We start from the raw sequence: 13,550 nt of genomic DNA, 5'->3' as shown, positions 1-13,550 counted from the left end.
GGCTAGGGATCAGGCACAGAAGAGAATATTGGTCCGGTTCACTCCGGACAGGTTTACAGGGCTCGGGTGTCGCTACTGCTTTCTGGGGCGGCCGGCTGGGCGAAGTCCCTGGAGTTGTTCGGGCGTTGCCTCGATCGGTGGAACCCAGTCCTCGCCCGGCCACTGCGGATAGGGTAGGGGCGCCAGCCATTCCTCGGGCGCGGTCCACATCTCACCGTCAAATAGTGGCTCCGACTTGGCGCGTTCGGGGCGAAAGCCCTGGCCCCAGAGCCGAATACGTTCGGCCTCGCAGACGAACCGCCGGAAATCGATCGCAAGGCTGTTTCCGCTCAACGCGTCGGCGGCGAACCGGCCTTCTCGAAGTCGCCACGCGGCCCACAAATGGGAGACGGAGTGGAATTGCCGTCGATAAGAGGTGGTTCGGTTCGTTTGAACAGTTTCGAGCCGTTTCTTAGGTGGATTTTCCGCTTGGTTATGCCGCCACCGGGATTGGTTGCAACTTGATGTGATATGCCTGATCGGGCGTTTGCCCTTCCAGCGATGAATGCGGTCTCCTTGTGTTGTAGAAGGCCAGGTATCGGTCGATGCCCTGTCGGGCGGCTGACACGCTTTCATAGGCGTGCAGATAGACCTCCTCGTATTTGACGCTGCGCCAGAGCCGTTCGACAAACACGTTATCGCGCCAAGCGCCCTTGCCATCCATGCTGATCTGGATGTCGGCGTCCTTCAGCGCCTTGATGAAGTCAATGGACGTGAACTGTGATCCTTGGTCCGAGTTCATGATCTCCGGCTTGCCATATCTGCGCAGGGCATCATTCAAGGCCTCCAGACACGGCGCTGTTTCCAGCGTCACCGACAGCCGCCAGGCCAGAACCTTGCGGCTGAACCAGTCCAGAACGGCGACCAGATAGACGAACCCTCGGGCCATGGGAATGTAGGTAATATCCATGGCCCAGACCTGATTGGGCTGCGTCACGGCCAGCTTGCGCAGCAGGTAGGGATAGATCCTGTGACCGGGCGCAGGCTTGCTGGTGTTCGGTCTGCGATAGAGCGCCTCAATGCCCATCGTTTTCATGCAGGTTGCCACGTGCAGCCGCCCGGCCGTGAAGCCTTCCTGCCGCAGCAACCCTTTCATCATACGGCTGCCCGCGAACGGGTAGTCCATGTGCAACTCGTCAATTCTGCGCATAAGCTTGAGGTCCGCCGCACTGGTCGGGCGCGGCGCGTAATACAGGCTGCCCCGGCTGATCCCGAGAAGCCGGGCTTGCCGTGTCAGGCTCAGCCTGTGGTCCGGGCCCGTCATTTCCTTGCGCTCGGCAACAGACCGGCCTTGTCGAGCGCGCCCTCTAAAAAATCGTTTTCCAGCGCCAGCTGGCCAATCTTCGCGTGCAGGGACTTTACGTCGATCTGCGGCTCTTTCGCGGCCTTTGGCGTGTCATCGAAGACACCCGTTACGCCCTCAAGCAGCTGATCCTTCCACTGCTTGATCTGATTGGGATGCAGGTCGAACTGCGTCGCCAGCTCGCTCATCGTCCTGTCGCCCTTCAGCGCCGCCAATGCGACTTTCGCTTTGAAGGCAGGGCTGTGGTTCCGCCTGGGTCGTCTTGTCATCTTCGCTCCTTCGTCCCGGCAACGCTGCCGGATTGGGAGCAGAAAATCCACCTAACTCAACTGTCCAGATTTGTCGGGCCACCTCTCTTGCAAGTGGAACATACCCGACAGCCGAGGATTCGGAACTTTGACGCTCTCATCGAGGGTGGGGTGATCTCCGTCGACTACTTAATGTCCCAAAAGGGACCCAAGCGTGTGCGCGACCATGGCTACCTCTTCAAGATGCACGCGTCAGACTTCAACGCCCTGTTCCCGCCTTCAGAGACACATGTCCTCGCGTGATCCTCTCACTCGAGGCGAAAAGCAAAGAATATCGCGCCTGCGCCCCCGACTCCTAGAATGGTACGACGCTAATGGTCGCGATTTTCCTTGGCGCAGAGAGAGTGCTGACAACTTTGAAAGGATCTGCGTCGAGGTCCTCTTACAGAGAACGCGGGCAGAGACTGTCGCGCGTGTCTACGGGCCATTCTTTGGTCGCTTCAAGTGTTGGCAAGACATCGCTGATGCATCCATTTCCGAGCTGGAGTACCAGTTTAAGCCCATCGGTCTTTGGAAAAGACGCGCGCGCTCCATAAAGGGGTTGGCAATCTATGCTGCTGATCGCGGGGGCTTGTTTCCAGAATCGGAGTTGGAACTCGACCGAATTCCCGCCGTCGGCCAATACGTCAAGAATGCCATATTGATGTTCCAGCACGGGAAACCGCGGCCGCTGCTGGACGTCAACATGGCCCGTGTCCTGGAGCGCTACATCCGACCACGGCGGCTCGCGGATATCCGCCACGATCCTTGGCTACAGGAAGCAGCCCACTGGCTCGTTCGGCACGACGATCCAGCCAAGGTGAACTGGGCAGCGCTGGACTTGGCAAGCGCTATCTGCAAATCACGACACCCGCTTTGTTCCACCTGCGCGCTAGAAAGGCGCTGCAGCAAAGCAAACTTACTACCGAAAACTGGAAATTGCGGGTGAGCTGGAAAATTCCAAGACGACCGACGCGATGATCAAAGAGTCTCAGCATTTTCTGGGCGGCTCGAACAACCGGTAGGACATCTACTCAAACTACCATCATTCATCGTGACCTGAGATCCAGAACCCATCGGATCCGAAGCCCTGTAGGCATTGTCAGAGCTACCTGACCCCGGCGCAGCAGAGCCATACCTGGGGAGGTCAGATTGCCAACTATCGCCATTCTGGGAGCGTCGCATCCGGCGCTGCCTGAAGTCGGTCCGACGGGTGAGATGGCGATCGAGGTTGAAGTGATTATGGATGCCAGCGTGGATGGAGACTAATTTCTGGAGCGTGGCACCGCTCCGGAAACATTGCATGGCCCGCTCTCATCGCCGGAATGGTTGGCGGGAATTTTCCGCCCGGTTGTTCAACCATATCGCCGTTTCATGGTGGCCAGCGATGCCGAGGTCCGAAAGCGCCGCGCGGTAGGTGCGAAGGCAGTCTGTCTCGATTGTGCGGGGTTAGCCGAAGCATCTCAACGTGCGCTGCAGGAAATCCAGCGCACCCCTGCAATCCCGCGTCTTCGTGACGTAGACTTCCAGTACCTCACTTTCCTGATCGACGGCACGCCAGAGATAGTGTCGCTCGCCGTTGACCCGGACTAAGACCTCGTCCATGTGCCGACGCCACTGGGTGTGCTGGCGAGCCGTTCTCCGCTGCCGTTCTCAAAGTTGGGCTGCGAACACCGACCCGAAGCGGTTCCGCCAGAACCGAACGGTCTCGTGGCTGATGTCGATGCCCCTTTCGTGCAGCAGGTCTTCGGCCTGGCGCAGCGACAGCAAGAACCGGATGTAGATCAGGACCGCAGTGCGGATCACCGCCGGCGAGTTATTGAAATAGCGGAAAGGATTTCGCATGCGCCCAACTTACAGGAAGACAGCTGGATCGACTCCGAATTTGCTCTGACAATGCCGCCATGATGGCTCTGCCTCAAGGCTCAAATGCCGCGAGAACTGCCCCGGCGTGGCCTGCGACGTCGGCATCAAGTTGGTCCCATTCAACGAGCCATTCTCTGTAGCTACAGCCCAGGAACCGGACATCGTCGCCGGCAACCGCATCCCCGAACCGGACAATCTCGTCGCGATGCAACTGCAGTTTCTCCGGCGCGATTGGCTTGTCGCCGCGCTTTGCAGGTTCGGCAAAGAGGTAGAGAAGCACTGGTGCCCTGCCCCGGCGACCGCCTTCGGTCACCAGCCCAAACGCATGCTTCACTAGTTGCGCTGCATCCAGATGAACGAACTGCTCCGCACCAGAACGCAAGCCGTCCCGCATTGCCTCGAAGCGCCGCATGTTGTTGACCCAGACAGGCCGGTCATAGGCGTCAGAAAGCTTGACCGACTTTGTATCCCTGAATGGCTCGAAGCGCTTGCTCTCGATGCCGATGAGGGTCGTTGGCGTCTGGACGACAACATCGAGCCAGGGATGCCTTCCCCCTCGCCACGGAAACCTCGCACAGAACTCAACATCGACCATCTCAGGCGTGCCGGAATGCGTCAGAACGGGGAATAACGGCAATCGTTCCGGGCATTCGATGAACCAGCCGAAACAGTTGACCGCAAGTGCCGCTGAACTCTCTGCACTGGAGAACTTGCCTGACTCAAGCTCCTTACCGCCAGCTTTCGCCAGCCTGGCAATGACCCGATCAACCGGTACACCGGGCAGGAACTGCGGAATGCTCATCGTATGTACCTCATCAAATCCTATGTACTGCCTCGCAAGAGGCTCAGCGGTTCCCTCGGCGGCTCGTCGCTTCCCTGAACATGGGTCATCAGCTCAAACGACCATCATTCGTCTCCCAGGATCCAACGGTTCCGCAATCCTGTGTCTGCGGCGATGCGGCGAGCACGCTCGATCTCCCAGGCAGTCGCAGGGTGGGCAATATGCCATTGCCAGACGATGGATAGCGGCAGGCGTAAGTCGGCGCCGTAAGTCGACGACATATAGAGCATCGCACGCGCCAGCGTACCGCGGGCCGCTCCATCCGGCGGCTCAGCGATCTTGCCAACTGATGCCTTGCCCATCTCGAAGTCGCAGGCCCCATAGACACGTTCTTCTCCAGGGACCTCACCATAGGGATAGTTGGATCGATCCCCGTTCACCTCACCTGATGAGGGAAAGAGATTGTTCGGGTCATTGTGCGCCAGCGTGAATGCGGGGTTCACACGCTGGCAACAATCTCTGCCCGACCGGCCGTCACACTCGGGGTAGACCTCGTCCTTCAGAATCCAGCAGGCACGGGTCTGGCCGAACCAGCTCGCGGGGACCACATGCTCCCACTCGACACGGTCACTGCGTGTATCGTTCTTCCTGGCCGTCAGGCCACAGCTCTCACGATCAACGTTGCCGCCTGAAGCCGTGGTCCGTTCATAGGGGCATCCGCAATAGATCGTCTGCAGGTGGCCGATGCTCTCGTGAAGGTCTGCCAGGTACCTCTTGGCCGCCTGGAACGTGCGAGGCGCCTCCTGCGCCGAGACGGGCACCCAGATGAGGGCTGCAAGCAAGGTGCACATGATCAATCGCGACAAGTCTGTCTCCTCCCGAAGCGCCAACCGTATCCAGGTCCCCGATCACAGATTTATCCAGACAAGGTGGGTCGAGTGCCAAGATGGGGGTTGTAGCTCTTGAACCTCAGCACTGCCGCAGGACCCGATGGCGATAGCTGTCTGTCGAGTTGCCCCATGCCACGCACGGCTCTTCCTATCGTCGTATCCCGACCACGACAGCCAGAAGAACCCCACACGCCCGCTTGCCCGGGCGAGGCTGTAAACGAACACGACACCCAACAGATAGACGATCGCGATGATCGACCTTCCTGTCGCCTCCCATGACGGAGTGGTCTCCAGGATCTGTTCCATGTGATCCGCTCCTGACCTGGGCGTCCGGATCTGCAGCTATCAAGAGAGTTCCGTTCGCCGCTTCTTCCGCCGATAGGTCGCGGCCGGTCGATGCGGCCCTGTTCGCTTCTCGCCGGTCGGCTCCACGACATCGAGTTCGAGGATCCGCTTGCTGAAGTTCCGCCTGTCGCATTCCCCGCCGATGATCTTCTCGTGGGCCACCCGCAGTTCCGTCATGGTGAAGCTCTCGGGCATGAGGTTGAGCGCGATGTCTCCGGTGTCAGACAGGTGTCGAAGTGCGGTGCAGGCATCGTCGATGATTGCCGGGTGATCGAAAGCCAGTCGCGGCAGATCGGTGAGCGCAAACCAGGCTGCATCAGTCGCATCCGTCCCGGCGCGCAACCGCTTGTCATCTGCTCGCACCAGGGCCAGATAGGCGATCGATACCACCCGCCCCCGGGGATCGCGGTCCGGTGCGCTGTAGACACCGAACTGCTGCAGGAAGGCATTGTCGACACCAGCCTCCTCCACCAGTTCGCGGGCCGCGCATTCATCCAGTGTCTCGTGCGGCTCGAGGAAGCCACCGGGAAGTGCCCAGTAGCCTTCGAAGGCGCCGGGACCACGCCTGATGCAGAGAAGTTTCAGCTCGTCGTCCATCAGCGTGAACACCGCGATATCGGTGGCCACGGCCAGCTTGGTCGGTGGCTTTCCGGGTTGAGGCTTCTCTTTGTGTGTTGACAACACATACTCTCCATCGCTAGTTTGTGTATATATTACACATATACGGGCGTTCTTCCAGTGGGCCGAGAGTTCGACATCGCTGGTATCCCCGCCCGGAGACAGGAAGAGGCAAGCAGGCCAATGAAGACCAACAGCAGGACCAGCCAGAGCCACCCGCTGCAGATCGCGGAAGTGCAGACCGGTGAAGGCTCGGGACGTATCGGCATCACCTTCTGCCCCGGCAAGAAGGACAGCTGGGCCATGAGTGGTGCATGGGACCGTGATCTCGACACCGACCTGGACTGCATTGCCGAATGGGGCGCCGTGGCGGTTGTCTCGCTGATCCAGGAGCACGAGATGAGGAACCTGCAGGTGACGGACCTCGGCACGAAGGTCCGTGCTAGGCACATGACCTGGTTCCACCTGCCGATCCGGGATGTATCGGTCCCTGACCGTGAATGGGAAGAGCGGTGGACCAATGCCTCCGGGCAGTTGCGCGGCATGCTGGCCGCGGGGTTCGATATCCTCGTGCACTGCAAGGGCGGTCTCGGTCGCGCGGGGCTGGTGTCGGCGCGGCTTCTGGTGGAGATGGGCGCGGATCCACGGGTTGCCATCAGGCAGGTACGGCAGGTGCGCCCGGGAGCCATCGAGACAAGTGAACAGGAGCGCCATGTCCTGGCCACACGTCCGGTGAGCCCTGTCGAACCGGCGAGGACCCTGGAGGCAACCCGTGACCGCGCCATGGGGGCCTTCCTGGGCCTCGCGGTGGGCGACGCCATCGGCACGACCCTGGAGTTCAGCGCACGGGACAGCCAGCCCCTGCTGGAGGACATGGTCGGGGGCGGCCCGTTCAGGCTGAAGCCCGGTGAGTGGACCGACGACACGGCAATGGCACTGGCCCTCGCGTTCAGTCTCGAGGACTGTGGCAAGCTGGATCCTCACGATCTGATGAACCGCTTCGTCTCATGGCGGGATGAAGGAACCTATTCGTGCAACGGCAGGTGCTTCGATATCGGCATCACCACGACACGGGCGCTCAGCCGCTTCCTGGAGCGGAACAACCCGCTTGCGGGGAGTGATGACCCGAAGAGTGCAGGCAACGGCTCCCTGATGCGCCTGGCACCTGTTGCTGTCCGCTACTGGCACGATGCTGACCAGAGGCGCGAGGCGGCAGCCCTGCAGTCGCGCACGACCCACGCGGCGCCGGAAGCGGTTGATGCATGCGTCGGGTTCTCCGACATGCTTGGTGACGCCATCTCGGGCATGTCCCGTGAGCAGGTCCTGGCAGACCGGGAGTTTGATGGCGCGCCTGCCGTGGCCGAGGTCCTCGGTGGCTCATGGAGGGGCAAGGCCCGCAAGGACATCCGCTCCAGCGGTTATGTCATTCATACCCTCGAAGCCGCGATCTGGTGCGTGGCGCGGACCGGAAGTTTCCGTGATGCGGTCCTGCTCGCGGCCAACCTCGGCGAGGACGCCGACACCGTGGCGGCAGTGACCGGACAGCTGGCAGGCGCGCTCCATGGCATGTCCGGCATCCCCGATGCCTGGCTGGAGAGGCTGGCGCTCACCAAGCGGTTGCAGGCCAATGCAGCGCGGCTGTTCGGGGCGACTGTCGGTCCCGGAACATCTTTCGATCCTGGTCACCGTCCCCCCGGGAACCTGTCCGGTGCGTCGAGGGATTGACGCAAGGCCGCACAGGATACGCGTAGGCGCGCTCTACAATCCAGAGTGCGTGGTTACCCGGCCTGCCATGATGGCAGGCGGGAAGACACACTTGATCCCAAGGGAGATGCTCCATGCTTGGTGCGATAGCGGGCGATATCATTGGTTCCCTTCACGAGGGCTCCCGACCACAGCCCGGTGACTTCACGCTGTTCCCCGAGGGGTGCAGGTTCACGGATGATACCGTCTGCACTATCGCCGTGGCCGATGCAGCCATGACCGATCAGGACTTTGCCGGGCATCTGCGCACCTACGTGCAGCGCCATCCCCGGCGACGCTATGGAAAGATGTTCCGGAACTGGGCCTCTTCGAAAGGCGGCCCCTACGGGAGCTTCGGGAACGGCGGAGCCATGAGAGTGAGTTCGCTGCCTTACCTGGCCAGCAACCTGGAAAACGCCCTCGACCTGGCGTCCCGGTCTGCAGCCGTCAGTCATGACCATCCATCAGCCATGAATGGGGCAACTGCGGTCGTGTTCGGGATCTGGCGCGCACTCGAGGGGGCAGGATCCGACACCCTTCGATCCGAGATCGCATCCCGTTACGGATACAGCCTGGCCGGTTCGATTGACGAACTTCGTGACAAGCCCCCGCCAGGTGTCAGCACCGAGAGTTCCGTCCCGGCGGCAATTGCCTGCGCGTGCCTGGCCGATGGCTACGAGCAGACCGTCCGGCTGGCCGTGTCACTTGGTGGCGATACGGACACGGTCGCATGCATCGCCGGTGGGATCGCGGAAGCGAGGTTCGGTGTGCCTGAGGAAATCTCCCGGGTCGCGCTGGGGTACCTGGCGCCGGACCTGCTGGAGACGCTGGAGCGGTTCGAGAAGCATGGGGGTCAAAAGCCTTGATGGCGCAAAGCCCCCGGGTCGCAAACAATCGCAGCCCGAGCAGTGCTCGCTCATGAACCGGGACTCGAAGGCGAACTGATCAAATGCTCATCTTGTCACGTGCATTTCGTGTACTATATATGACACATGACGCACTTTGGTCAGTATGTCCGGGAACGGCGCGAAGAGCTCCGAAAAGGGGATCGGGGCTACTCGTTGCGCCAGGTAGCGGGACGGGTCGGGATTGAACCGGCCTATCTCTCGAAGGTCGAGCGGGGAGAGGTGCCCCCTCCGGGGGAAGCCACGACGGTCCGGCTTGCCCAAGAACTGGGCGAGGACACCGACGTCATGCTTGCGCTGGCAGGAAAGGTGTCAGGGGAACTGCAGGAGATCATCCGCAAGCGGCCGATGCTTTTCGCACGGCTGCTGCGGGAGCTGAAATCCGCTCCCGACCACGCGATCCTCAGCGTCGTCCGCGAGGTCCGGGACGGCAGATGGTAGGAGACAGAGCCGATGATGAATCTTGATCGAAACCGCCTTTTCTTCCGTTTCCCCGACGTTCACGAGGACGCGGTATGCGAGATCGATTTCCAGCGAACGCTGCGCCTCCCCGATGATGATCAGGATCATTCTCTTCCGCCAGGCCTCGGCTCCTTCCCGCTCCGCCATGTTGATGACTTCGCGGACCGGCTGCCCCCGAACTGGCGTGAGCGCGGTGGGGTGTTTCTTCCCATCCATCAAGCGGAAGCCATGTGGATCGATTTCTCCAGCCACGACTATCCGTTCGCCGTGAAAGTTGCTGCGGGAAAGATCAACGCGGTAACCGGCGAGCCGTGGGCACCCTCCCTGAACAGGGATCCACAGGACTATGTTGTCCTGCCCCGTCAGCCCTGGCTCGACGGCTTCTGTGTCGAGGAAGGAACCGTACGTCAGTTCGTAGCGGCTCATCTTGGGGAAGGCGCAACGGCGGAAGAGCAGATCACCGGGGCCGCCGAAACCGGTGGTCTGCAGGTGATGGTCTACCCAATGAAAGCCGAACGTTACGAGGAGATGCGGAAGAAGCAGGAAAGGTTCGGGCAATCACTGTCCGAACATTCGGAAATGATGTTCTGCGCGAGAAGCGTGAGCAGCGCTGCTGATATGGGAATGGCTCCTGGCGGCCGCATGCGCCAGGAGATCTACGACGACGAATATGGCCTTGATGCGTGGGACCAACGCCATGGTCAGCGCTGTTTCGTTGCGATGGCGGATGCGCTTCTTTGGGAAGCGATTACCGGTGAACCTCCCCGGACCCGGCCGCCGGGTGTCAGGGCATATGACAGGGCTGGTCTCCCTTGGTTTGACTATTACGACGACAGTACGGCAGCACTTCGCGGAGCAGAGAAACTGCGACGCCTGAAGTCGATCAGGGAAACGATCCTTCGTGGCGGGCAGGAGCCAGACGATCAGGTTCGCCACATCGGCCCGGCGCAGCGCCCCCGCGCGTAACCCGGGTCTAGGATCCAGTGTAGTGCCAGTTCATCCCGATGCAGACGAACGCCATCCAGGCCAGATGTGTCCGCGAGTTGCGTGACAGGGCGTCGGACTTTCCCGCGTGGCGGCCTCATCAGCTCTTTTGCCTGATGAGGCCGCCACATGGGCTCCATTCGAGCCGGCCACTGCCAGTTCCATCTCTTGCAAAGCCAGGGCAGGAAAACCCGGCGCAAAATCCCAGTACCAGACGATCCGACTTCCGGCGGCACAACAATGCTGGTGGAAAGCTGGGGAGCCCCTCACACGTCACCAACACTCAAGCCCCTCATCTGCATGTGATGCCCCACCCTCGATCCAGGTGAAAATGATCATGATGCGCGGCGTTATAAGCTGGAGTTAGCGCAGACCTGAAATATCGACATGTGCCATCAGCAATCGAATGAAGGAATCTTGCCCTGTCATCCTTCCCCTTCCAATGTCTGCGTACGCTCAGGTTTGAACCATCGCTTGTTGCAAAGGCTGAAACATCGATGGCCGCAGCTTTGGCATGAACGCTTCTCCAGGGCGTTCCGGCTATGTTGCGGCACGCATAGGTTCCGAAGTGAGTGATCTTGCGTACAGTCGTCGAAAGCGTCTCCCTCGCAGCGGGCGCAACTACCTTGGTCAACCAAAGGGCCATAGCGGCAGCGGTCCCACAATCAATCGGTGAGGCGTTCACCTCAATGTTGTCCACTGCATTCAGACGGATAGCATTTGCCCATCCGCACCCCTCTCGTTCCGGCATCGCACTAACCCTTTCCGCCGATACCAAAGGCGAAGAGATCACCACGCGCTCGCATAGAGCCGGATCCTGGCTGATTGCGGCTAACTGCCAATCAACGAACAAGCCATCAGGCTCGGAAAGGTTCAATGGTGGGATCAAACCGTAGGGTGGCGGCACAATCGCAAACTGGATGAGCAGAGCCCATACAGAAACACCGCTGGCGGCAAGCGCACAGCCATAAACCAGCCAAAGCCATAGGGGCCTCTTCATTGGCGCTGAGTCTTTCCTGACATGTTCCAGGTTGTCTCCGTCAATCACGTGTCCAGGATCATCCACGTTGTGTCTGAAAAGGATCTTGCGGAAAACGGGCGAGAATTGGACGGTAAGTGGTTTATTGCTGCCTGAATTCGCATGTGTCCTTATCCCGTGGGAACCCGACCTCATGAATTTGGAGCTTTTCAGCTCTGATCACGAGGGTGCCGTTGACGGCAACCGCATGGCGGAAGCAGTCGTCCGCCGGCAGGGTAACCGTTCAGCCATGTCCCCTGCCCCAAACAGGTCCAGTACTACCCTGCAAAGCGGCCGCTGCTTCCCTGAAACCCGATAAATATTCCCGGCTTTGTCAGAGCAATCTGACCCCGGCGCGGCAGGGCTGTATCTGGGTGAGTTCAGATCGCAAACTGTCGCCATTCAGCAAGCGCCGCATCGCGGCGCTGCCTCAAGTCGGTCCGACGGGTGAGATGCCGATCGAGGTTGGAAGTGATTATGGATGGCAGCGTGAATGGAAACGAATTTCTGGAGCGTGGCACCGCTTCGGAAACGTTGCACGGATCGCTCTCGTCGTCGGATCGGCTGATGGGAATTTTCCGCCCGGTTGTTCAACCATCTCGCCGGGTCCTGGCGGCCAGCGATGCCGAGGTCCGAAAGCGCCGCGCGGCAGGAACGCAGTCGGTCGGTGACGATGGTGCGTGGTGAGCCGAAACGTTTCAGTGCCCGCCACAGGAAATCCAGGACAGCCCTGCGATCACGCGTCTTCGTGACGTAGACTTCCAGCACTTCTCCGTCGTGATCCACGGCCCGCCAGAGATAGCGTCGCTCGCCGTTGACTTGGACGAAGACCTCGTCCAGGTGCCAGCGCCACTGGACATGTTGGTTAGCCGTCATCCGTTGCTTGTTGCGAAGCTCGGCGGCGAAGATGGGTCCGAAGCGGTTCCACCAGAACCGGACGGTCTCATGGCTGATGTCGATGCCTCTTTCGTGCAGCAGGTCTTCGACCTGGCGCAGCGACAGCGGGAACCGCACGCAGAGCAGGACCACGGTGCGGATCACCGCCGGCGAGCTATTGAAATAGCCAAGAGGGTTAAGCATCCCGATGGCCTACGTCGCCCGCAACAGAATTTCTCAAAAAATGCCTTTCATGAGATTCAGTTATTCTTAAGTGTAAGTCGAGGAATGGAGGTCAGAATTGAATACACATTCTCAGAATGTTCAGCCGCTTGATCCATGTCGCGTCGCAATAATCGAGCAATTCGGCGGAAAGATCGTTCCACTCGAGCCGCTAGGTGCTCAGGTGCAGGGCATTGACCTGGCAACCAGAGTGATGCCGCCAGGCAAACTCATCGAAGCACTTGAACACGAGATGGCTCACCGTGGGTTCATTGTCTTCAAGAACGAAAAGCAGCTGGAAGTCGATGACTTCCTCCGTGCCAGCTGTTGGTGGGGCGGCAGGCAATTGCACAGCACCCACGGCGTTCATCCGGCGACTCCGGGTGGAAATCGCCATATCTTCCGCCTTTCGAACGACGAACGTCACGGGATTCCGGGTGTGGGTCCCCAGTGGCACAATGATGGCAGTTTCGTCCCGGACACCTTTTCCCATGCGGGCTACCACATCATCCGTCCAGCCGAGAACGGAGGGGGTACCTGTTTCGTCCATCAGGGTGCCGCACATGACGCCCTGCCGAAGGAGACCAGGGAATTCTGGAATCGCCTCTCCTCGGTGAATTCCGCATCAGGCGTCGTGCACCCGGTGGTTCATGTACACCCCATATCCGGACGCAGATCGATCTGGCTGCATCTGGGGATGACAGGAGCGGTCATCGAGAAATCTGCCACAGATGGGGGTTTCCGCCTGCTGGATGCCGCCGAACTGAAGCAGCTTTGCAACCAGTACAAGGACATTCTGGATGCCGGCCTGGACAACGGATACGCAATCTCCTTTGAATATGAAGAGAGGGATTGCGTCTTCGTCGATAACCTCGCGGTCGCGCACCGCGCTTCTCCCGACGCCCATCTGCCAGCTGAACAACAGGGGTTGAGGATCCTGCACCGGAGCACTGTCCGAGCCGCTCGGAACTTCGGTCCCGACAATGGACTGCCACTCCAACTCGACATCTACGGGCCCAGCCCACTCGGCGAAGGGGTCTGGCAAGGTGGTGGTGTTGGCTTCCGTTGGGATGAGACCGTTCCCATGCAGAACTAGTTCGTTCAATGTTTGCTCTGGCAATGCCAGAGGCGCAGACTGACGTCTCTGGCAGACCAAATCTTAGGCAGGTCCGAATGGGCTCCCGAAGGGGTCGTCTACACATGACAGCGCC

The 13,550-nt window shown here is 60.2% G+C and carries 11 protein-coding genes and 2 pseudogenes; 6 read left to right on the top strand and 7 right to left on the bottom strand.

The annotated features are described in order from the left end of the window. Positions 1–472 precede the first annotated feature (472 nt). Positions 473–1,611 (bottom strand): IS3 family transposase gene (locus QGV55_RS07100; RefSeq protein WP_281015974.1). Its coding sequence is split into 2 segments (ribosomal slippage): positions 473–1,347 and positions 1,347–1,611, totalling 1,140 coding nucleotides; the frame shifts between segments, so codons are not numbered across the junction. Between the two features lie 205 nt (positions 1,612–1,816). On the opposite strand from QGV55_RS07100, the gene QGV55_RS19750 reads away from it, so the two are divergent. Beyond that, entirely contained in the window at positions 1,817–2,578 is a 762-nt protein-coding gene (locus QGV55_RS19750; RefSeq protein WP_348638812.1) for a hypothetical protein, read from the top strand. Positions 2,579–2,788: 210 nt separating this feature from the next. Here the strand turns inward: QGV55_RS19750 and QGV55_RS19745 are convergent. From QGV55_RS19745 to QGV55_RS07070, 5 genes and pseudogenes are all read right to left on the bottom strand, one after another. Continuing rightward, positions 2,789–3,474 (bottom strand): annotated as a pseudogene (locus QGV55_RS19745) (IS6 family transposase). Positions 3,475–3,547: 73 nt separating this feature from the next. Further along, the gene (locus QGV55_RS07085; RefSeq protein ID WP_281017542.1) at positions 3,548–4,297 is read right to left on the bottom strand and encodes a hypothetical protein; all 750 of its coding nucleotides are present in this window, start codon (positions 4,295–4,297) and stop codon (positions 3,548–3,550) included. A 104-nt stretch (positions 4,298–4,401) separates the two neighbouring features. After that, the gene (locus QGV55_RS07080; protein WP_281017543.1) at positions 4,402–5,142 is read right to left on the bottom strand and encodes an endonuclease; all 741 of its coding nucleotides are present in this window, start codon (positions 5,140–5,142) and stop codon (positions 4,402–4,404) included. A gap of 42 nt (positions 5,143–5,184) precedes the next feature. Beyond that, positions 5,185–5,472, bottom strand: a complete 288-nt coding sequence (locus QGV55_RS07075; RefSeq protein WP_281017544.1) for a hypothetical protein — start codon at positions 5,470–5,472, stop codon at positions 5,185–5,187. Between the two features lie 39 nt (positions 5,473–5,511). Continuing rightward, positions 5,512–6,192 (bottom strand): NUDIX domain-containing protein, encoded by a 681-nt coding sequence (locus tag QGV55_RS07070; protein WP_281017545.1) that lies wholly within the window; start codon positions 6,190–6,192, stop codon positions 5,512–5,514. A gap of 120 nt (positions 6,193–6,312) precedes the next feature. Here QGV55_RS07070 and QGV55_RS07065 point away from each other — a divergent pair, with 120 nt between their 5' ends. From QGV55_RS07065 to QGV55_RS07050, 4 genes are all read left to right on the top strand, one after another. Then, on the top strand, positions 6,313–7,854 hold the full coding sequence (locus QGV55_RS07065; protein ID WP_281017546.1) for an ADP-ribosylglycohydrolase family protein: 1,542 nt from the start codon (positions 6,313–6,315) through the stop codon (positions 7,852–7,854). A gap of 113 nt (positions 7,855–7,967) precedes the next feature. Then, positions 7,968–8,738, top strand: coding sequence for an ADP-ribosylglycohydrolase family protein (locus QGV55_RS07060; protein ID WP_281017547.1), 771 nt, complete (start codon positions 7,968–7,970; stop codon positions 8,736–8,738). Between the two features lie 126 nt (positions 8,739–8,864). Beyond that, entirely contained in the window at positions 8,865–9,218 is a 354-nt protein-coding gene (locus QGV55_RS07055; protein ID WP_281017548.1) for a helix-turn-helix transcriptional regulator, read from the top strand. A 12-nt stretch (positions 9,219–9,230) separates the two neighbouring features. After that, positions 9,231–10,205 (top strand): hypothetical protein, encoded by a 975-nt coding sequence (locus QGV55_RS07050; protein WP_281017549.1) that lies wholly within the window; start codon positions 9,231–9,233, stop codon positions 10,203–10,205. Positions 10,206–11,621: 1,416 nt separating this feature from the next. Here QGV55_RS07050 and QGV55_RS07045 read toward each other — a convergent pair. Continuing rightward, positions 11,622–12,321, bottom strand: a pseudogene (locus tag QGV55_RS07045) (IS6 family transposase). A 97-nt stretch (positions 12,322–12,418) separates the two neighbouring features. Between QGV55_RS07045 and QGV55_RS07040 the strand changes: the two are divergent. After that, a complete protein-coding gene (locus QGV55_RS07040; RefSeq protein WP_281017550.1) occupies positions 12,419–13,435 on the top strand; it encodes a TauD/TfdA family dioxygenase in 1,017 nt (338 codons plus the stop codon). The last annotated feature ends 115 nt before the right edge of the window (positions 13,436–13,550 follow it).

Source organism: Minwuia sp. IMCC3009 (genome assembly GCF_029909415.1).
Taxonomy (GTDB): domain Bacteria; phylum Pseudomonadota; class Alphaproteobacteria; order Minwuiales; family Minwuiaceae; genus Minwuia.
Note: the sequence above shows the minus strand (reverse complement) of the source record. Positions and strands in the feature narration are given on the sequence as shown.

Coding starts and splice junctions, on each gene's coding strand:
- QGV55_RS19750 (WP_348638812.1), top strand. CDS start 1,817: ATGGCTACCTCTTCAAGATGCACGCGTCAGACTTCAACGCCCTGTTCC.
- QGV55_RS07085 (WP_281017542.1), bottom strand. CDS start 4,297: ATGAGCATTCCGCAGTTCCTGCCCGGTGTACCGGTTGATCGGGTCATT.
- QGV55_RS07075 (WP_281017544.1), bottom strand. CDS start 5,472: ATGGAACAGATCCTGGAGACCACTCCGTCATGGGAGGCGACAGGAAGG.
- QGV55_RS07065 (WP_281017546.1), top strand. CDS start 6,313: ATGAAGACCAACAGCAGGACCAGCCAGAGCCACCCGCTGCAGATCGCG.
- QGV55_RS07060 (WP_281017547.1), top strand. CDS start 7,968: ATGCTTGGTGCGATAGCGGGCGATATCATTGGTTCCCTTCACGAGGGC.
- QGV55_RS07055 (WP_281017548.1), top strand. CDS start 8,865: ATGACGCACTTTGGTCAGTATGTCCGGGAACGGCGCGAAGAGCTCCGA.
- QGV55_RS07050 (WP_281017549.1), top strand. CDS start 9,231: ATGATGAATCTTGATCGAAACCGCCTTTTCTTCCGTTTCCCCGACGTT.